The 19,389-nt window shown below is 50.5% G+C and carries 19 protein-coding genes; 12 read left to right on the top strand and 7 right to left on the bottom strand.

Annotated features, from left to right (window positions below):
* Nucleotides 1–107 precede the first annotated feature (107 nt).
* Nucleotides 108–1,193: a HesA/MoeB/ThiF family protein gene (gene moeB / locus IE117_RS13220; protein ID WP_189564914.1), complete on the bottom strand. Its 1,086-nt coding sequence runs from the start codon at nt 1,191–1,193 to the stop codon at nt 108–110.
* Nucleotides 1,194–1,418: 225 nt separating this feature from the next.
* On the opposite strand from moeB, the gene IE117_RS13225 reads away from it, so the two are divergent.
* On the top strand, nt 1,419–3,845 hold the full coding sequence (locus IE117_RS13225) for an ABC transporter permease (RefSeq protein ID WP_189564915.1): 2,427 nt from the start codon (nt 1,419–1,421) through the stop codon (nt 3,843–3,845).
* A gap of 39 nt (nt 3,846–3,884) precedes the next feature.
* On the opposite strand, the gene IE117_RS13230 is transcribed toward IE117_RS13225, so the two are convergent.
* A complete protein-coding gene (locus IE117_RS13230; RefSeq protein ID WP_189564916.1) occupies nt 3,885–5,231 on the bottom strand; it encodes a sulfatase family protein in 1,347 nt (448 codons plus the stop codon).
* Between the two features lie 143 nt (nt 5,232–5,374).
* Nucleotides 5,375–7,021: an arylsulfatase gene (locus tag IE117_RS13235; protein ID WP_229580834.1), complete on the bottom strand. Its 1,647-nt coding sequence runs from the start codon at nt 7,019–7,021 to the stop codon at nt 5,375–5,377.
* A gap of 294 nt (nt 7,022–7,315) precedes the next feature.
* Between IE117_RS13235 and IE117_RS13240 the strand changes: the two genes are divergently transcribed.
* The 5 genes from IE117_RS13240 (at nt 7,316) to IE117_RS13260 (ending at nt 12,435) form a co-directional block, all read left to right on the top strand.
* Nucleotides 7,316–8,710 (top strand): GH1 family beta-glucosidase, encoded by a 1,395-nt coding sequence (locus IE117_RS13240; protein WP_308439286.1) that lies wholly within the window; start codon nt 7,316–7,318, stop codon nt 8,708–8,710.
* A gap of 157 nt (nt 8,711–8,867) precedes the next feature.
* Nucleotides 8,868–9,239 carry a hypothetical protein gene (locus tag IE117_RS13245; protein ID WP_189564917.1) on the top strand — a complete coding sequence of 124 codons (372 nt, stop codon included), beginning with the start codon at nt 8,868–8,870 and terminating at the stop codon, nt 9,237–9,239.
* Between the two features lie 94 nt (nt 9,240–9,333).
* Complete coding sequence (locus IE117_RS13250) at nt 9,334–10,116, top strand: pentapeptide repeat-containing protein (protein ID WP_189564918.1); 783 nt, start codon at nt 9,334–9,336, stop codon at nt 10,114–10,116.
* Nucleotides 10,117–10,326: 210 nt separating this feature from the next.
* On the top strand, nt 10,327–10,989 hold the full coding sequence (locus IE117_RS13255; protein ID WP_189564919.1) for an ABC transporter ATP-binding protein: 663 nt from the start codon (nt 10,327–10,329) through the stop codon (nt 10,987–10,989).
* A 90-nt stretch (nt 10,990–11,079) separates the two neighbouring features.
* Entirely contained in the window at nt 11,080–12,435 is a 1,356-nt protein-coding gene (locus IE117_RS13260) for a TolC family protein (RefSeq protein WP_189564920.1), read from the top strand.
* A gap of 96 nt (nt 12,436–12,531) precedes the next feature.
* Here IE117_RS13260 and IE117_RS13265 read toward each other — a convergent pair whose 3' ends face one another.
* Nucleotides 12,532–12,858 (bottom strand): heavy metal-binding domain-containing protein, encoded by a 327-nt coding sequence (locus IE117_RS13265; protein WP_189564921.1) that lies wholly within the window; start codon nt 12,856–12,858, stop codon nt 12,532–12,534.
* 142 nt (nt 12,859–13,000) lie between these two features.
* Between IE117_RS13265 and IE117_RS13270 the strand changes: the two genes are divergently transcribed.
* The 6 genes from IE117_RS13270 to IE117_RS26415 all read left to right on the top strand — a co-directional run bounded on the left by IE117_RS13270 (nt 13,001) and on the right by IE117_RS26415 (nt 17,166).
* Nucleotides 13,001–13,777: an outer membrane lipoprotein-sorting protein gene (locus tag IE117_RS13270; protein ID WP_189564922.1), complete on the top strand. Its 777-nt coding sequence runs from the start codon at nt 13,001–13,003 to the stop codon at nt 13,775–13,777.
* Between the two features lie 113 nt (nt 13,778–13,890).
* Entirely contained in the window at nt 13,891–14,505 is a 615-nt protein-coding gene (locus IE117_RS13275) for a PH domain-containing protein (RefSeq protein WP_189564923.1), read from the top strand.
* Between the two features lie 111 nt (nt 14,506–14,616).
* Nucleotides 14,617–15,930 (top strand): 30S ribosomal protein S12 methylthiotransferase RimO, encoded by a 1,314-nt coding sequence (rimO, locus tag IE117_RS13280; protein WP_189564924.1) that lies wholly within the window; start codon nt 14,617–14,619, stop codon nt 15,928–15,930.
* A gap of 163 nt (nt 15,931–16,093) precedes the next feature.
* Nucleotides 16,094–16,570, top strand: a complete 477-nt coding sequence (locus tag IE117_RS13285; RefSeq protein WP_189564925.1) for a DUF4293 domain-containing protein — start codon at nt 16,094–16,096, stop codon at nt 16,568–16,570.
* A gap of 54 nt (nt 16,571–16,624) precedes the next feature.
* Entirely contained in the window at nt 16,625–16,933 is a 309-nt protein-coding gene (locus IE117_RS26410; protein ID WP_262893105.1) for a Uma2 family endonuclease, read from the top strand.
* A gap of 35 nt (nt 16,934–16,968) precedes the next feature.
* Nucleotides 16,969–17,166 carry a Uma2 family endonuclease gene (locus IE117_RS26415; protein ID WP_262893106.1) on the top strand — a complete coding sequence of 66 codons (198 nt, stop codon included), beginning with the start codon at nt 16,969–16,971 and terminating at the stop codon, nt 17,164–17,166.
* A gap of 21 nt (nt 17,167–17,187) precedes the next feature.
* Here IE117_RS26415 and IE117_RS13295 read toward each other — a convergent pair whose 3' ends face one another.
* The 3 genes from IE117_RS13295 to IE117_RS13305 all read right to left on the bottom strand — a co-directional run.
* On the bottom strand, nt 17,188–17,742 hold the full coding sequence (locus IE117_RS13295) for a hypothetical protein (RefSeq protein WP_189564926.1): 555 nt from the start codon (nt 17,740–17,742) through the stop codon (nt 17,188–17,190).
* Between the two features lie 63 nt (nt 17,743–17,805).
* Nucleotides 17,806–18,249, bottom strand: coding sequence for a hypothetical protein (locus IE117_RS13300; protein ID WP_189564927.1), 444 nt, complete (start codon nt 18,247–18,249; stop codon nt 17,806–17,808).
* Nucleotides 18,250–18,259: 10 nt separating this feature from the next.
* A partial coding sequence (locus IE117_RS13305; protein ID WP_189564928.1) for a Spi family protease inhibitor occupies nt 18,260–19,389 on the bottom strand: 1,130 nt, incomplete at its 5' end.

The raw sequence follows: 19,389 nt of genomic DNA on the forward strand, positions 1-19,389 counted from the left end.
TTTATTAAAATACAAAGCCACAAAGTTCCAAAAGGACAAAGTGGTAAAGCGAAATGGTTTGTTACGATCAGCATTGCAAGATTAAACACACCTGCACTATAACCAAATTAATTCCAGTCTCTCACCGTTGCGATGCCTCCCTTCAACTGCCTGAACGTATGGTTCGGTAACGCGGGAGCCAGGATTTCGTAAGCTTTGCGACTCCTTACGCCTGATTGGCAACATAGCACCACACTGGTGCGGGCCAGAAGCTCGGGGATGTGCTGTTCAATGGTACTTAAAGGCCAGTTGACGCCGCCGAGGTTGAACTGTAAATACTCATGAGGTTCGCGTACATCTACCAGTAGCGGTGGGACGAGTTCCTGCATGACTAGTTCGAGCTCCTCGTAATCGATTTCTTCTAAACCCGCCGTCGGGATGGCGCAGGTTTCACCGTAGTCGTTCTGTAAATCAGTGATATTTCGGGATTCAGGACGGGAGGCAAATTGATATTTTTGGAACGAGGTCCGTAGCGCGTCATAAACCAGTATGCTCCCAGAAAGTACCTCTCCCAATCCGGTGATGAGCTTAACCGTTTCCATTGCCTGCAATGAACCAATGATGCCCGGTAGAACTCCGATCACGCCGGTTTCGGCGCAGTTAGGTACTTCGCCCTCTCCCGGCGGTGTGGGATACAGACAACGGTAAGTCGGGCCGTTTTGGTAGTTGAAAACGCTGACTTGCCCCTCGAATTTATAAATCGAACCAAACACCAGAGGCTTGTCCAGCAATACACAGGCATCGTTCACCAGATAGCGCGTCGGGAAATTGTCCGAGCCGTCCACCACAATTTGGTACTCCCTGATAATAGATAAAGCATTTTCTTTCTTGAGTCCTTCGGGATGCGTAAGAATTTGAATGTGCGGATTCAGTGTTTTCAATCGCTCCGCCGCTGCTTCCGCCTTGTTTCGTCCCACATCCTGCACCGTGAAAAGTACCTGACGGTGCAGATTGCTGATTTCCACCTGATCAAAATCTACGACACCTAGCGTACCCACGCCGGCTGCCGCGAGGTAGGTCAGCGCCGGACTTCCTAATCCGCCCGCCCCGATTACCAGCACGCGCGCATCTTTCAGACGTTGCTGACCTGTAGTACCCAGTTCGGGTAAAGTGAGTTGGCGCAGGTAATGGTTTTGTTCAGCGGGAGAAAGCATGATAGAATCGCAAAAAGTGGATACAGGAAGGGTACTAATTGGGGGAAACGCTTAAAAGGCCGTGTCCGGTTCCGAACGAAAGTGTTCGATTTCGGACAGGTACTTTACCATTTTCGAGTCTAAGCTACTGGTTTTCAAATAAGAAACCGTTTGGCATGGGTTTTAACTTACTTTAAATATCGACACCGGGATAACGCACCGCTTCTCCCCATAAGACTGAAAACTATGCTGCTCAACTACCTTAAAATTGCCTACCGCAACCTGATTCGCAATCGCGTATTCAGTCTCATCAACATCGTTGGTTTGGGCCTGGGCATCGCGGCTTTTGTATTTATTCTGGAATATGTGAGTCTGGAAAAGAGCGTAAATCAGTTTCACGCCAACCTGCCCCAAATGTACCGGGTCCTCAATGAGGATATCGAAGGCAACTCCTGGCCCGAGATCGTGCCAGGCTTTGCACCTTTGGCGCAGGAGAAATTTCCCGAAATCAAAGAGTACTGCCGCTTTGAGGAAGGCGTGGCGCAGGGTGTAGTGCAAAATGTGGCTGACAACGTGCCGTTCCGGGAAATGGACATTGGCTACGCGGAAGGGAATTTTTTCTCTTTTTTCAGTTTTCCCTTGCTGCACGGACAGGCCGCAAGTCTGGCCCAGCCCAATGTGGTTTTTCTATCCGAGTCGGCCGCCCACAAATATTTTGCCGACGACGACCCCATGGGAAAGCTCCTGGTTCTCAACAATCAGTTTGGCAAAACTACCTATACCGTGAAAGGTACGTATGCGGACATGACCGACCAGTCCGACATTCGGTACGACATGGTTTTCTCGCTTGAAACGCTGAGAAATCCGGCCAATCTCAATACCAACGACTGGGCCAACCTCGATAACTTTGATTCGGAGTACATCAATACGTTCTTGCTGCTGAAAGAAAACGCGGACTACCGGAAGCTGGAAGCGAAAATAAATGCCCTCCGCCAGGAAGTGGCCGAAGAGGACACTGGCGTAAAGTTTCGCCTGCAACCCGCCGCCACTATCCATCTGGCGGCTTCCCTCAACGAATCTTTGCAAACGACCGGCAACATAAAGTACGTCTACATGCTGGCGGGCATTGCGCTGCTCATTCTGCTGATCGCCTGGTTCAACTACGTTAACCTTTCCACCGCCAATTCCCTGAAACGCGCCGGCGAAGTGGGTGTGCGGAAGTCGGTGGGGGCCACGCAGGGCAACCTTATCGGCCAGTTCCTGAGTGAGTCACTGCTAACCAATTTGTTAGGCTTTGGACTGGCGCTGGTACTCGTCGTATCGATGCAACCGTTTTTCGTAGCGTTGATTGGGAAGGACGTTTCGCTCGAGATGCTTGGTGAAACGCCCGTGTGGGCTTACGGTCTGGGAATGCTGCTGGCGGGCACGCTGCTCTCGGGCTTCTACACGGCCTGGATGCTTTCCAATTTTGAGCCTATCGAAACGCTGAAAGGCAAAGTGACTACCAACACAAAAGGTATTTGGCTGCGCAAAGGGCTGGTCGTGGGGCAGTTTGTTATTTCTACTTGCCTTATTCTGGCCACAATCGTTATTTACAGCCAGTTGCAGTACATGCAAAATATGGATCTGGGCATCCAGAGCGAGCAGATGCTGGTTGTTCAGGGACCGCAGATCGGGCAGGACAGTGCGATTGCCATCCGTAAAAGCGCCTTCGCCGGGGCGCTGGCGCAGGAAAGTTTTGTGGAAGAATACGGTACTTCGGGTAGTGTGCCGGGCCGCTATTATAATTTCAAAACATCGGGCTTCACGCAGCCGGGTTCCCGGCCGAAAGATGAATTGAAGGCGTACGCTTTCGCCCTCATCGGCGACCGCTACCTGAAAACCTACGGCATTCCGCTGGTGGCCGGGCGTAATTTTACCCCCCAGGAAGTAGCCGTGGAATGGAACGACAATTCCAAAGTGCTGCTCAACGAGCGGGCCGTTGCTGAACTGGGCTTTCGGTCACCCGAGGAAGCCCTGCGGACCAAGGTCAAGTGGGACGAGCGGTACCTGGATGTCATTGGCGTGGTGGCCGACTACCACCACACGAGTGTGCAGAATAGTATCGACCCCATTATCTTTTATCCCCAAAATTCCACCAGTTATTACAGCATCCGTCTGACGCCCGACCGCATGGGCGAGAAAATGGCCACGCTGGAAAAGCTTTACAAATCCTCTTTTCCCGGAAATCCGTTCGAGTATTTTTTCGTGGATGAAAACTACCAGAAAGCCTACGCCGAAGAGCGGCAGTATAGTCAGCTATTTACGGTGGCCTCCATTCTGGCGATCTTCATCGCGTGTTTGGGGCTGTTTGGCCTGGCGACGTTTACCGTGGAGTCAAGAACCAAGGAGATCGGTGTCCGCAAAGTACTAGGCGCCAGCGTGACTAGTATCGTCACCTTGCTCAGCAAAGATTTTCTGAAGCTTGTGGGAGTGGCCATTCTTGTCGCCTCGCCCGTGGCGGCCTACTTTCTGAAGCAGTGGCTGCAGGATTTCGCCTACCGCATCGACATCGAGTGGTGGGTATACGGCCTGGCGGCGGTGTTAGCCGTGTCGATTGCCTTCATAACGGTCGGCTACCAATCCATAAAGGCCGGGCTGATGAACCCGGTGGATTCCTTGCGCTCGGAGTAAGGTCAATAAAAGAAAGCGAACTTTTACTTTATAGACAGCTCACTGTGCACGATTAGTAAGCGAAGGTAACGATTTCCGCCACGCCAATAATTGCTGGCTCATTTCCTGCACGATTTTCGGGTTTTGCGTAGCTACGTTTCGCATCTCGGGCGCATCTTTTTTAATATCGAACAACTGCGCATCGGTGCCATCATCGTTGATGGTGAGTTTCCAGGCTCCAAGCCGCATCGCCAGATTAGGGCTAACGTCTTCGGCGTCGGGAGGGTAAACGAAACTTTCGTGGTTGCGGCCGTATTCCCAGAAAATGGGCTGTTTGCGGGCAAATTTCTTTCCAAACCAGGCGTCTGAAACATCAATTCCGTCCAGCCTTTCGGAACTGGGGACAGGCGAATTGGTAATCTTGCAGAAGGTCGGCATCAGATCCATGGCTACCATGACATCCTGCTCATTAACGCGGCCGGCGGGTACTTTGCCCGGGTAGCGGACGATGAAGGGCATTCGGATGCCACCTTCGTAGAGCGAAAGCTTGGTGCCGCGCAGTCCCACCGTGCGGCGATCGCCGAAGGCAGGCAGGGGGCCGTTGTCACTCGTGAAAATGACCAGCGTGTTTTCATCCAAACCCAGGGCCTTGATTCCCGCCATCAGGCGGCCAATCTGCGTATCCAATTCCACCAGTACTTTTTCAAGGCTGGGTAGTTTCTGTGAATCGCGGGGATGGACGTCTATCGTCTCGGCGTCGGGAATCCAGGGTGTGTGGACATCATCGGGCCAGAGATTGATGTATGAGGCTCCTTCACGGTTTTTGGCCAGAAACTCCAGCGTCTTATCTACGAAATAGGCCGTGCGGTTCCAGCGCTTGATGCTGTCTTCCTTGGACCATATCCAGTTGGTAGCCGTCAGCAGCGGGTCGGGATCGGGACTCTCGTAAGTACTGGAATATTCGTCGAATCCATACTCAGGAATGCCGGGGGCTTCGGTCACATCGCGCCCGCCGCCCATGTGCCACTTGCCGAAGTGGGCCGTGCGGTAGCCATTCTGCCGTAAAGCCCGCGCCACCGACGGAGCGGACGGGTCGAGGAAATCCGCCATTTCGCAGGTGCGGTTATGTTTTTTATTGCTTAGGTAGGAGGTGATATTCCAGCGAGCGGGCGTCATCCCGGTCGTCAGCGCAACCCGTGATGGCGAGCAAATGGGCGACCCGCTGTAGTACTGGGTGAAGCGTGTTCCCTCCATCGCAAAGCGGTCGATATTAGGTGTCGGTGCTACTTTTCCGCCGTAGCAGCCCACATCGCCTACGCCCATGTCATCAACCAGAATGAGGATGATGTTGGGAGGGCGGGAGGTAGTTTTCTGGGAGAAGGCGGGGAGTGAGAAGAATGATACCATGCCTATTGTAGCAATTAGATAATTGCGTACTATGCCAGACTGAAATCCACGGCAGCATTCGAACGTCTTCCGAAGATTGTACTTCATTACCATTGTTGTCATCTCACGATTCATAATTATTCAATTTTAACCTACTCAAGCACTTATTTTTCGGAAATACCCATCCGCTTGCTCCATGCCTCATACTTTTCCAGCATAGTTTTGCCCTTTTCGGGATTCTTATCCATCAAGTCGTTCGATTCGGTGCGATCCGCTTTGAGGTTGAATAGCTCCCATGCCTGCTCCTTAGGTTGCACAAGTTTCCAATCCCCCTCGATCAGGGCGCGCCCGCCCTCGTGTTCGAAGAAAAGCTGAGGGTGGCCGGGGCGGTTTTTATTCATAAATATTGGCACTAAGCTTTTCCCGTCCATCTCGTTGATCTTATGGCCCTGGTGTTCTTTAGGGTAAGGCGTACTGGTCAGTTCAAGAATTGTGGGCAGTATGTCCATGACGTGCGTGAGTTCGTCGGTGGTGCTGCCTTTTTTCGTTTTGAGGCCTTTCCAGTTCACGATCATCGATGTCCGTACGCCGCCACCGATCGACTCGGCCTTCCAAAGGCGGAAGGGAGAGTTGATGGCGTTGGCCCATTCCGGCCCAATGCCTGTATAGACGATCTCTTTCCCAATGGCCGCCGTGGGGATTTCATCGGCGTACAGTAATTTCTCCCCCGCGCGGGTTTCGGAAGGGCGGTCGTAGCCGGGAACGCGCGGAATCTCGGGCGAGGCACCGTTGTCAGACATGAAAACGATTAGCGTATTATCCAGTTCGCCGGTGTCTTCCAGCGTTTTAAGCACCTGGCCGATCCCGGCGTCCATGCGAGCCACCATCGCGGCATGGGTCGCCATTTTCTTGACGTTGAAGGCTTTTTCTTCCGTTGAAAGTTCGGCCCACTTACGCCCTTCGATGGGCGAAAGCGGGTTGTCGGCGGCAGTGAGCAGGCTCATCTTGATTTGACGTTCGCGGCGCGTTTTCTGCAGCACGTCCCAGCCGTCTTTGTAGGTGTCCATGTACTTTGCAATTTCCGCCTCGGGTGCCTGAATCGGCCAATGGGGCGAGGTGTAAGCCAGGTACAGGAAAAACGGGGCCTCTTTTTTGGAAAAATCCTGGATGTACTCCGACGCTTTGTTGCTAAAATCATCGGTGATGTAATAATCCTTCGCGACGGTCTTGACGGGCTTGTCGCCGTCGACCAATGAGAAAGGGTCGAAATAATCGACAACGCCCCAGATAATGCCGTAATACTTTTCAAAACCCCGATTGATAGGATACGTGCTCAGCTCAGCGAACGGAATGCCGGGGTCGTACTGGTGATTCAACCAGTTGAGGTGCTTCTCTTTGTCTTTCAACGGCACGGCTTCGGACAAATGCCACTTACCCACCATGCCCGTCTGGTAGCCGGCGGGTTTGAGAGCTTCGGCGATGGTCACGCCGCTGAGGTTCAAACTCTTGCCGTTGCGGTCGAGCCCTACCTTGTGCTGGTACTGGCCCGTGAGCATGCTGGCGCGGGTGGGGCAGCAGCGCGCGCTGTTGTAAGCATTTCTGAACCGTAGTCCGTTAGCCGCTAGCTTGTCCAGATTGGGAGTTTTTATTTCCCCGCCATAACAGCCCAGATCCGAATAGCCCATGTCGTCGGCCATAATGACGATAATATTGGGTTTTTGCTCAGGCGCATTCCCTGAACCTGCAATGAAACTCATCAGGCTACCTCCAATAAGTATGATTACCGCCCCTACCTTAAATAATCTACCCATAGTATGCTTGCTAGCCGTATTTGATAAAAGTACCTGCCGAAATCCGGTCTTCGTGATTTTCAACCCAATCAGCACGGTCGGCAAATTCCTGCATTGAGATTCAGTAAAGCGCCTCTTGCCCCTAATCTAATACCTGAGTGAGTTTTTGGAGTTCAAACCAGCAGGTTGGGATATTTCCAATATTAAGTTTTCTCCAATGTTACTGGATTGTTAAGTTTAGAGAAATCTTTCACTGACGGAATACGTTTTTGCTTTCCGTGGTCAGATGTATGGTCCCAAAAACGAAGTGCTGATTTGAAATCCTTTGACGACTCCACCGAAACATTGAAGGTACTTTCCCTGCAAGCTGAGCAGTTCCGGAATTCTTTTGTAAAAGAAGATTTTGGGCGTGGCTTCCACTGGGGTACGGCCACGGCGGCTTACCAGATCGAAGGGGCAACTACCACGCACGGACGCGGCGCGTCTATTTGGGATTCATTTGTCAAGCGGCCCGGCAAGATTAAAAACGCTCACCACGCCGAACAGGCTTGTGAGCACTATTACCGCTACGAAGAAGATCTGGAATTTGTGCCTGCCCTGGGCTTCGGGGCCTATCGGTTTTCCATTTCCTGGTCGCGTTTGCTGCCGGAAGGGACGGGGAAAGTCAATCAGGAAGGCGTAGATTTTTATCATCGGATAATCGACAAGTGCCTTTCATTGGGTATCGTGCCCTGGATTACGCTCTATCACTGGGATTTGCCGCAGGCTTTGCAGGATAAGGGCGGTTGGAAAAACCGCGATATCATAGCTTGGTTTGCCGACTACGCCGATCTCTGCACCCGTGAATACGGCCACAAGGTGAAGAACTGGCTGATTCTGAACGAGCCGATGGCCGTGGCCGCGCTGGGTTATACCACCGGGCAGCACGCGCCGGGGCTGAAAGGGCTGCACAATTTCCTTCCCGTGGTGCATCACCTGGCCCTGTGCCAGGCCGAAGGCGGGCGCGTGGTGCGGCACAATGTGCCGGATGCTTTCGTCGGGACTACGTTTTCCTGCTCAGCTGTGGAACCACATACCTCCTCTGCCCGTGACATTCGGGCGGCCGGGCGCATTGATGCATTGATGAACCGCCTTTTTATCGAGCCAAGCCTGGGACTTGGCTACCCGGTGGACGCCTTTCCTTTTTTGAAAAAGATAAAAAAGTACCTGCACCCCGGTGACGAAGAAAAGCTTCGCTTCGATTTCGACTTCGTCGGTTTGCAGAATTACTTCCGTATCGTGGTGAAACACTCGCTTTGGCGGCCTGTACTTTGGGCCGAAGAGGTGAAAGTGAATGCACCCCGCACCGCGATGGGTTGGGAGATCGCCCCGGAGGGCATGTACGACATTCTCAAACAGTTTGGGAAATACGAAGGCATCAAGGAAATCATCGTGTCCGAAAATGGAGCAGCTTTCCCCGACGAGATTCAGGATGGTGCGGTTTACGACCCGCAACGGCGCGATTTTTTTAGAGATTACTTACAGAATCTCCTCAAAGCCAAGCGCGAAGGAGTAAGGGTCAACGGGTACTTCGTATGGTCGTTACTGGACAACTTCGAGTGGGCCGAAGGTTACGATCCCCGCTTTGGCCTGGTGCATGTGGACTATGCCACGCAGAAAAGGACGGTGAAGCATTCAGGGGAATGGTTCGCCAATCTTTTACGGAATTAGCGCGGTAAAGTTTCCAACCTTTTCGTGATGGTGTGGGTCTGACCATAAGACGGAGGTTTCGACACATTCACCGGTAGCGTTCACTCATCCGTGTGTGGGCAGTTATTCAGCCCTCCATTTTTTTATTCAAAAACCGCATCAACTTAACTTAACAACTATGAAATACCTAATTGTCCTGGCAACCCTGTTCTTTTGGGTGAGCTGCAACAAATCCGATAATGCCATCGATAGCGAGGTTATCGAGACCCGCGCCCGCATTGTAAACAACCTGGCTGTGGACGGCTGCGAGTGGCACTTTGAGATTGCCAACGCTGATTCTTCCGACATCAAAACGCTGGTACCCACGCTGGCAACGGAACCGATAGTCAAGGCGGCCGTACCCAAGTATGGCACTGAAGACGCCTACTCCTTCATCGACATCGACCTGAAATATCGTTTGACGGGAACGCAACGCAAAATTACCTGCGGCTTCGGCAGCACGCCTTCCGTGGACGAAGTGGAGGTGCTGGAAATAAGCCGGCTCAAATAGATTTTTTTGAGTAATCCGGGAATACCACGCAACTTTTCGTGCGATTCGTTCATCAATTGGGTGTAATGAATCGATAACCTAAATAATATTAGTCATGAAAAGTAAACGTATTTCCCTTCTGGCAGCTGCCTTTGTATTGGCGTTCGCATTTTCAGTACAGGCTCAATCATCGCTTGACGCTGCCGATATTCTGCGAAAAATCGACGACAAACGGCAGGTAGATGTCAGGGATGCCGTAATTCGGGGAACCCTGGATTTTACCGAACTGTCAAATCAGCAGCGGATGAAAAGTTCGCGGATGGCTAATGATGAGTACAAAAGCCGCGTGGAAGTACCGCTTACCTTTCGGAACTGCACGTTTAAGGGTGATGTCATTGCTTACAAAACGCTGGAAAAGGATGGCAATCAACGCCGCAATTGGGGTAACGATCAGACTCTGTACACAGCCGATTTTAAAGAGAAGGTAGTTTTCGAAAACTGCACTTTTGAAGGCAAGACTGAGTTCAAGTATTCTGATTTTGACGAGATCGCGGTATTTAATGACAACAAGTTCCGGTATGAGGCTAACTTCAAGTACGCCAACTTCCGGGAAGATGCCCGTTTCGAGGGCACCGAATTCAACGACAGCGCCAACTTCAAATACGCTGATTTCCGCGGGGCTGCATTTTTCACCGATGCCCGCATAAGCGACCATGCCGATTTCAAATACGCGGAGTTTAACGACGAAGTAAAATTTGCCAAAACCCGGTTCGGCGGCTCCGCTGACTTCAAATACGCCGATTTTAATCGATCGGGTGACTTCTCCAACGCTGATTTCCGTAATCGTCCCGATTTCAAATATGCCCAGGGACGTTACAAATTAGAGTCCAATTTTTAAGGCAGAACGCTGTTTGCGTTCAACAACGACCGTCCGAAACCGTACAGCTACTGTGCGATTTCGGACATTTTTTTGGTTCTGAAATTTGTAAGATACTGACTGTCAATCTTCCGGTTTCATGGTACACTATTTGGCATGAACAGATAAAAGCAAACCTACCATTCAACTTTTCACTTTCAACCGCTCCGGCGGCCCGGTCTCCATCAAAAAATGATTCAACTCAAAAACATCGCTAAGCACTATCCCGCCGGATTTGGCAAAGTATATGTCCTGCGTAATATTTCTCTGGATGTGAAGGATGGAGAGTTCGTCTCCATTATGGGGCCTTCCGGTTCGGGCAAATCCACGCTGCTACATATTTTGGGTTTGCTGGAAGAACCGTCCGAAGGCGAGTACCTTTTCCTCGACGAGCCCGTGCAGAGCCTCAGCGAAAAAAAGCGAACCGAACTCCACCGCCACCAGATAGGCTTCGTATTTCAGGCGTATCACCTTATCGACGAACTCACGGTTTATGAAAACATCGAAACCCCGCTGTTGTACAAAGGCACTTCTTCATCGGAGCGCAAAAGCCGGGTGGCCGAGCTTCTCGACCGTTTCAATATGGTGGCGAAAAAGGACCTATTCCCCAGCCAGCTATCGGGTGGGCAGCAGCAGCTGGTAGGCGTGGCGCGATCCATTGTGCACGAGCCAAAGGTCATTTTTGCTGATGAACCCACCGGCAACCTCCACTCCGAGCAGGCTGAGGACATCATGGAGCTTTTCCAGAAACTGAATAAGGAGGATAAAGTAACGATCATCCAGGTCACTCACTCGGAGAAAAACGCTGAGTACGGCAACCGGGTGGTGCGGCTGAAAGACGGCTGGATGGCTTAGTCAATGATGAGTGATGAATGATGAATTTTTCGTGATCGCCTTCGAAAGGTATTGCAGCCCAAATCTAAAATCCAGTATCCAATATTAGCCATGTTATTTTTTAAAACTCTTTTTCAAATCCTGAAACGCCCGAGACAGGGGTGGTTGCTGGTAGCCTTGTGCTTTTTTAATCGGCCACTCTCGGCGCAGCAGATGCTTAGTTTGCAGGAGTGCGCGGAGCTTTTGACCAAAAATAACCTTACTTTTCGGGATGGTCAGTTGCAGGCCGAAGCGGCGCAGGCGCAATGGCGGCAGGCCAAGTCGCAGCAGTTGCCGCAACTCGGGGTCAACCTCAGCCAAAGCGTAAACCTGGGCCGGAGTATCGACCGCTTTACCAATGCGTACATCGACCAGCTGTACAATTCCAGCTATGTGGGTGCCGGGGTCGATGTAAATATTTTTCAGGGATTCAGGGTGCAAAACGAGATCCGGCAGAATAAACTCCTGAAAGAGTCCTCGCTGGAAAGCAGCGTGGCCGTGCGCGATGCCCAAATGTTGCTGATGGTGCGGGCTTATGTTCAGGTGCTGGCTACTAAGGCCCTTTATGAATCGGCACAGCAGCAGGTCGCCACTTCTGAGGAACAGGTGGATCGCGTGGAAAAACAAGTGAAGGCGGGCGTTGTGGGGGCCAACGGCTTATACGAGATTCGGGCGCAGCTCAGCAATGATAAATTCGACGAAGTGACATTTCTGAACAACTACCGGATGGCTCGCCTGGCGCTATTCCAGCTCCTCAACGTTCCGCCCGATCCGGAAATTGAGTTTCGGCCCCTGAGCGTGAGTGCGGACGAGCCCGCCCTGCTATCAGCGGAGAGCCTTTTTGAGGATACGCAACAAAATTTCCCTTTTATCCGCGCCGCCGAATTACGCCGGCAGAGTTTTGCCTACCTGGTAAAATCCATCAAGGGAAGAAATTTTCCTTCGCTGAGTGCGTCCACTAATTTTGGAGCTTTCTATGCTTCGACGAACAAGCAATTGGATTACTTTGCCCAGCTGAATGCCACCCGCAACGGTTCGCTGGGCCTGAACCTGTACATTCCGATTATGGGCCGCTGGCAGACCCGCCCGCGCGTGGAGTTGGCACAGGTGCAGGAACGCATTGCCCTCAACCAACTGGATCAGAACAAACTGCAGCTCCGGCAAGGTATCGAACAGGCCCTGCTGGATGTGACTGCTGCACAGGATCGCTACCATGCTGCCCGTGACCAGGCCGATGCCCTGGAAGCCAGCTATGCCACCGTGGAAAGTCGCCTGAATGCCGGCACGGCCACTATTTTCGAGTATTCAATATCCAAGGCCAATCTGGCCCGCGCTCAGGCCAACGCCATCCGCTCCACCTACGAGTATATCATGAACCGCAAAATCCTGCAGTACTATCGGCAGGGTAGTTGGGAAGGAGTGTTTTAGAGCGTATGAATCCGGGAGCTAAGAATGCATCAGTAAGATCAGGGGTAACGCGATATCACCCCTGATCCCAGGCAAAAAACTCATGCACTTCTCAACTCATAGGCTCTCAACTACCACGGCTGTTCCGTTGGCACTTACCATAAGCATGGAGCCGTTGGGCCCTATGGCTTCGTAGTCGAGATCTACCCCAACGACCGCGTTGGCGCCCAGACGCTCGGCTTGCTCGGACATTTCTCGCAGGGCAATGCTCTTGGCTTCCCTCAGGCCTTGTTCGTAGGCTCCCGCTCGTCCGCCCACTACATCGCGGATGCCCGCGAAAAAATCTTTTACAATATTGGCTCCGATAATGGCCTCGCCGTTGACGATGCCTATGTACCTGGTAATGGGTTTTCCTTCGATGTTGGATGTAGTAATTATGAGCATTCTTAATTGATTTTGGTTAATTTTGGGTAAAATACGAAGAGTTGAAAAATCAGCGTTAGTTCAGTAGATGAGCGGGCGCGGGACTCGCTGGAAAGGGAAATTTTCCTGATAACCTGTTTCTGACCAAACCACCACTTCAATCGTGCATACAATTAAATTACTTTTTGCGCTTCTCCTACTTTCCACTGTTGCCCAGGCCCAAAAAACGGCGGTGAAACCAAAGCCAACCAAGGCACTGGCGGTCGATGAAATTCTGGACAAATATTATGAGGCCACTGGTGGCCGAAGCCGCTGGGACTCCCTGCAAAATGTGCGGATGAATGGTACCGTAATGGTGCAGGGTATGGAGATTCCGGTCAGTATCGTTCAGACGAAGGCGGGACAGCAAAAAGTGAGTATCAAATTTCAGGGCCAGGAAACTACGCAAATGGCCTTCGATGGCCAGACGGGCTGGAGTACCAATTTCATGACTCAGAAGCCGGAAAAAATGAATGCTGAGGCCAACGCCAATACCAAGCAGCAGGTTGCTGATTTTCCTGATGTTTTTCTACATTATCATGACAAAGGCTATGTGGCAACCCTGGAAGGGACGGAAGCTATAGAGGGTACGGAGGCCATCAAAATCAAGCTAACCAAGAATCCTGTGAAGATAGATGGACAGTCGCAGGAGAATGCCGTATACTATTTCTTCGATCCCGAAAGCTACTTGCCCGTGGCCATGCGGAATACCGCCCTGAGCGGGCAAACCAAGGGCGCTTCCGTAGAAACCCTGCTGGACGACTACCGCGAAGTCAACGGTTTGCTCTTTCCTTTTACCAGCACGATCAGCTACAACGGGATGCCGGGCGAGACGATTCAGTTGGAAAATATTCAGACCGATGTGGAGGTGGAGCCAGAGATTTTTGTATTCCCCAAGTAAAGGCAAGCGGTAGTTTGGAGATAGTACAATTCCGCAATCCGTTCAGAAGATAAATTTGGAATAATCTAAAATTTGTGATGACAACGGGCGAAACTACATTTCTCGTAATCCCGATGCTACTTTTCTTCGTTGGGCCGCTGGTACTTTTTGTAAGGTTTGGCCTGAAATTTAGTGACGAAACCTACGAACCCCGCTACCAACCGCGCACCTACCGTACCTCATTTAGGGACTTCTTCTTGACAATGGAATCAGGTCTGGCCATTTTCCTTATTATCATGGGTTTGTTATTTATACGTCTTTTAACAAAACCCATTATCAATCAATCTGGTCAGCCTGATTGGACGGCTTATGGTATTTTAGGACTATTAACACTGATGTTGTTCGGGGTTTCGGTCTATATCCTCGTTTTGGATCTTAATTACTGGGAACACACAAAAGATCGTGTGCTCATTTTTGACCCCGAAGCTCGTACGCTTATCGTACATACCGATGAGGGAGAATACATAATTGTTGAGAGAGGCATTGAGCGGGTTGACATTTTCTCCAATCAAAATCATAGAAACCTGCGTGAATACTACCTCTTCAAATTACGTGACGGACGAAAACTAATTATCACCGACAAAACTAAAGGAGCGTACGCCATCTTCGATTTTTTCAATGACATTCCTGAGCACAGGCACAAACGCTTGATTCCGACGATAAGCCCAGCAAATTCGGAAACAGGATAGCTTATCGTTATTCCGATAAAAATTCCCGACCTTTGCCCCCCAATTTCGCTTCATACCAAGTGATTTAACAAAAAAACGGGAAGCCTTGTCTGGCTGAGCGTAGCCGAAGCCATGAAAACCAAAGGAATACGTACCAATAAAGTTAATATCGTCACGCTGGGCTGCTCCAAAAACGTGGTGGATTCAGAAGTGCTTTACACGCAGTTGAAAGGCAACGGCTACAACGTGGCGCACGAGTCCAAGAAAGACGACGCGCAGATCGTGGTCATCAACACCTGCGGCTTTATCGATGGAGCCAAGGAGGAATCCATCGACACTATCCTGCGCTACGCCGACGCCAAGGCAGCGGGCGTTGTGGACAAAGTATACGTGACGGGCTGCCTGTCGCACCGCTATAAAGATGAACTGGCCCTGGAAATCCCGACGGTGGACGCCTGGTTCGGAACCAACGAACTACCCCGTCTGCTCAAAACCCTGAAAGCCGACTACAAACACGAACTCGTGGGCGAGCGGCTGCTAACTACCCCAACGCACTACGCCTATCTTAAAATTGCCGAAGGCTGTGATCGCCCGTGCAGTTTCTGCGCCATTCCGCTTATGCGCGGCGGCCACGTGTCCCGGTCCATCGAAGAGTTGGTGACCGAGGCTAAATCGCTCGCCAAGCGTGGTACTAAGGAGTTGATTCTCATCGCCCAGGATCTGACCTATTACGGGCTGGATATTTACAGAAAAAGGAACCTGTCCGAATTGATGGCTCGGCTCTCCGATGTTGAAGGCATCGACTGGATCAGGCTGCAATACGCTTACCCGGCGGGCTTTCCGACCGATATCCTGGACGTGATGCAGGAGCGAAGCAATATCTGCAAGTACCTGGACATGCCGCTGCAATCCGGTTCCACCGAAATACTGAAATCCATGCGCCGGGGTATCTCCCGCGAGAAGACCGAGGCCCTGATTGAAACGATCCGCGAAAAAGTACCGGACATCGCTTTACGCACCACACTCATTGTCGGCCACCCCGGCGAAACCGAAGCCCTTTTTGACGAAACCTACGAGTTTGTGGAAAAAATGCGCTTCGACCGCCTTGGCGCGTTTCAGTACTCGCACGAAGACAACACCCACTCACACACCATGTTCGATGATGTACCTGCCGAAATCAAGCAGGAGCGCGCTGATGCTCTTATGGAATTGCAGCAGGGCATTTCGTGGGAGTTGAACCAGGAAAAAATTGGCAAAACTTACAAGGTACTTTTCGACCGCAAGGAAGGCGGGTACTTCATCGGCCGCACGGAATCCGACTCGCCGGAGGTGGATAACGAGGTACTTGTATCAGCCGGGCAATACGTTCGCCTGGGCGATTTTGCCGATGTAACGATTACCTCAGCGGAAGAATTTGATTTGTACGGTTCGCTAGTTAGTGAATAGTTGAAAGTGAAAATTGGCATTTTTACCATTTTTCCAAAATCTCCATTTTGTTGGCTGGTATAATCGTTGTCCTTAACTTCGCGCTGAATATTAAAAGCCTAAAATTCTTGTTCAAATCGGAGCGTGGGTACTTCCCACTCTTCACCATCAACTCTCCACTAACTTGTTACAACGATTTCAAACTTTGTTTCTCGCCATCGTCGCCATTGCGATGGGCGTATTTCTGGCTTTTCCCCTTTGGCATAAAATGGGTTCGGACGGCATTCATGAAGCTTCCATGACCGCTTTTCGCCTGACTTTCAAAGCCACTCCCGTGCAGACGGGCATTCAACCTGTGTACTATGTGGCCGGAATGGCGATTCTGGTGATTGGGGTAGCGGTTTTTGCTATTTTCAAATTTAGGAACCGATTAATGCAATCGGCTTTGTGCGCGGTCAATTCTATATTGATGACCGTGATTTTGGCTACCGTAGTGTATCAGACGTTCTACAAAACGGCCAAACTATTCGACGAAGGCGAAACGGGCGATTATCTTATCGGATTCTACGCACTGGTAGTAGCCATGCTGGCCAACGTGGCGGCCAACCGCTTCATCCGTCGCGACGAAAAGCTGGTGAAGGAGTCGAACCGGATGCGGTGATACGTTCCTATTTTTTTCTGAAAATCGTATCTTTGGAAAAAGCCGATTGAAACTATGATACAAACCGTTCAAACCACCGAAGACACGTTGCCCCAAACGCTGGATGAGTTTCTCGCCTGGGAGCCAAACGACGGCTTCAAATACGAGTGGAACGACGGGGAGATTATCAGATTCACGGGTATGAACAAAGAGCAAGCCTTCATTTGTGGTGTCCTGAACAGACTGTTTTCACAGAAGGGGTATTTTGAAAACGGGACTTTGATCGCTGAACAAAATGTTCACCTGAGTGGCATCCAACTGCGTCGCCCGGATATCGCTTATTTTACCTTTGAACAGCTTTTACAAGGATTCCCGGATTCGTAATTGAGATCATCTCGACGGATGATCTGATCAACCAGTTGGAGCGGAAAATAACTGAGTACTTCAAAGCCGGAGTGCAGGTGATTTGGGTGGTGATGCCCGAGCAGCAAAAAGTGTATGTTCACACCTCACCACGACATGTGCAAGCCTGCCTAGAAAACGATCTCTGCTCCGCCGCCCCGGTGCTGCCTGACTTTGAAATCAGCATGAATGAGATGCTGAAGTTGGAAGCATGAGGTCAGGAGATCATACAGAAGCTAATTGAATCCAATCCCTAGCGACGTGCTGAACCAGAACAGCATAGGTCTGCGAGATCCTGACCCTATTTGGTAATTGGGATTCCAGTACAATCGCCAGACTACCCCTGTTTTTAGGGGCTGAAAACGAACGCCCACATTAGCAACCGCCAAGAAGTGGAAGCCCTGTCGCTGGTGGATGTTGAAATTCAGGTCTTCGTATTCCCAGCGTTTGTAAACTATGACCGGGCCGAAACCGTGTTCGAGGGCCACACGTTTGTCGGAATGTACTTTATTGACTTTTAACGGGAAGTAATAGGTAGTAGCGTCGGCTACCTGATAAGGCTGGGCAATGCCAGCCCGGAAGCCCCAACCCTTATGGCCGGGTTTGAAGCGCATATCGTAATTGATTGACATACCGAAGCCACTACTTCCCAAAGCTTCTACATAGATGGCTTTGGCGCGGCGGGGTTCTAGTATTTCGGTGCTATCGTATGCGATGTATGTTTGGGCCAAAACATGATGGAAAGACAGCAGGAACACAGCAGCCAAAAAGTATCGTTGAATGGCTTTCATGAAGTAATTTGAAGAAAAAAGAAAAAGGGCTTGCGAGAGAAATCTCTGCAAGCCCTAAATTTTTTACTCTGTTCTGACGTAATGGTACCTCACAGAATCCTCTGCGCTTCCGATCTCGGAAACATAGCCGGTAGTTTCCAATGTAGTTCTGTCAGGCCCTCGCCTGATCCTGATATGGCGCGTTACCCATCCTACATAGGACAAGGTAACGGTCATATTGGACGTACTGGCAGAATAAGGGGTACGGAGCCATTCGTAAGTAGCAATCAGTGAATCATTTCTGAAAACTTTATCGTAGTTTCCCTCACCATTATTTCCAGTTTCGATGATTTCAATGTAGCCGATCTGAAAACCTGTTTTGGTCCCCGAAGGCGTGACCACTTTTTCTAGCTTCCAGCGTCCATGCAAATATTGAGTTATGGGGCCACCTGCGTCGTATCCCTCCGGTGGCCCAAAGCACGAAACTAAAACGAAACCTATAAAGAATAAAAAAACAAAACTTTTCATGGTTGTATAATTAGGGTCGTATTCCGGTGATCATACGTAGATTGCTGTTCATGTATTCGGTACCAGCAGGATTGAACGAGCTGACGCCGTACCAACCATTGTAATCCCCCTGCCATCCCCAGTTCATCCTGACATAGGTGTAGATCCACTCATCGCATTGGAGTGTCGAGCAATTAAAACTGCTGTATCTGTGCTCATCAATTCCATCGGCAATCCAGATGTGGTAGTCACCAAAGCACGTAGTGCAGGAGGAGCCCCAGAGGATTACCGGATAGCCATTCCCTATTTCAATTTTCAATGAAGAATATATGAAATTAGTCGAATTGCCACCGTTGGAAAAACCCAGAGTGGTTAGTCCGTTCTGAACCTGAGAAGGATAGGTGAATGTGTTGCAGGTGAGAAAGAAATTATAGCTAGCATTTGATGCAGTTCCACAGAGAGACATCAATTGGCCTAAACTAATTTCTCCTTGATCTACAGCGTTACATGTTGGGAACCCTCTTGGCCTAGTAGTTCTTGGTCTACTCGGATCAGGATGATGGTATTCTATTAACTGCGCCATAGCTACCGGGCCACAGCCTGCTAGACTCTTTCCGCAGGAACAATTACCAAAGGAAGGAAGAAATAATGTAGCTAAATCCCTTTGCCCCCAGGATGTATTTGTTAAAGGGCCATAAGTAGTAGTGCTATTCTGGCACATGAACTGGCCGTACTGGTACCACTCATAGCAGCTTGCGGTTCTGCCCCCTTTATCTTTGGGAATATTTAGTTTCCCATCCAGGTACTTCTGCCATTCTTTAACGACAATATCGTGTGCAGTTTTGTCAGGGCGTTTCACATCTTTCACTTTCTGCTTGGCATCCTCCAGCCACATTTTCACTCCTGGCGGCATATCCTCGGTTCTAAAGTTATTGGTTTCCGAGTAGGCGAGAACAGGCATCGTACGCATATCCGCCGAGACGACCACAAAGCCCTTCTTTCCATTAATAATATAGAGTAGTGGTTCTTGGGTAATGCTGTCAAGCACAGGCACCTCATCTGTGACTTCCAAAACTCCTCCTACACGGGCGTTAGGAAGAGTATCCTGTTTCCGTACAGTCTTGATGTGGAATCGTGCAGCTTCCCTAGCTTGCTGTCGAG

Origin of the sequence: Persicitalea jodogahamensis (assembly GCF_014651615.1) — a bacterium.
GTDB classification, from domain to species: Bacteria; Bacteroidota; Bacteroidia; order Cytophagales; family Spirosomataceae; genus Persicitalea; species Persicitalea jodogahamensis.

Bases quoted from the DNA above. Each gene is read 5' to 3' on its own strand.
- IE117_RS13295 (WP_189564926.1), bottom strand. From the start codon at position 17,742: ATGAAAGCCATTCAACGATACTTTTTGGCTGCTGTGTTCCTGCTGTCT.
- IE117_RS13235 (WP_229580834.1), bottom strand. From the start codon at position 7,021: ATGGGTAGATTATTTAAGGTAGGGGCGGTAATCATACTTATTGGAGGT.
- IE117_RS13250 (WP_189564918.1), top strand. From the start codon at position 9,334: ATGAAAAGTAAACGTATTTCCCTTCTGGCAGCTGCCTTTGTATTGGCG.
- rimO (WP_189564924.1), top strand. From the start codon at position 14,617: ATGAAAACCAAAGGAATACGTACCAATAAAGTTAATATCGTCACGCTG.
- IE117_RS13245 (WP_189564917.1), top strand. From the start codon at position 8,868: ATGAAATACCTAATTGTCCTGGCAACCCTGTTCTTTTGGGTGAGCTGC.
- IE117_RS26410 (WP_262893105.1), top strand. From the start codon at position 16,625: ATGATACAAACCGTTCAAACCACCGAAGACACGTTGCCCCAAACGCTG.
- moeB (WP_189564914.1), bottom strand. From the start codon at position 1,193: ATGCTTTCTCCCGCTGAACAAAACCATTACCTGCGCCAACTCACTTTA.
- IE117_RS13260 (WP_189564920.1), top strand. From the start codon at position 11,080: ATGTTATTTTTTAAAACTCTTTTTCAAATCCTGAAACGCCCGAGACAG.
- IE117_RS13255 (WP_189564919.1), top strand. From the start codon at position 10,327: ATGATTCAACTCAAAAACATCGCTAAGCACTATCCCGCCGGATTTGGC.
- IE117_RS13230 (WP_189564916.1), bottom strand. From the start codon at position 5,231: ATGGTATCATTCTTCTCACTCCCCGCCTTCTCCCAGAAAACTACCTCC.
- IE117_RS13265 (WP_189564921.1), bottom strand. From the start codon at position 12,858: ATGCTCATAATTACTACATCCAACATCGAAGGAAAACCCATTACCAGG.
- IE117_RS13225 (WP_189564915.1), top strand. From the start codon at position 1,419: ATGCTGCTCAACTACCTTAAAATTGCCTACCGCAACCTGATTCGCAAT.
- IE117_RS13300 (WP_189564927.1), bottom strand. From the start codon at position 18,249: ATGAAAAGTTTTGTTTTTTTATTCTTTATAGGTTTCGTTTTAGTTTCG.
- IE117_RS13275 (WP_189564923.1), top strand. From the start codon at position 13,891: ATGCTACTTTTCTTCGTTGGGCCGCTGGTACTTTTTGTAAGGTTTGGC.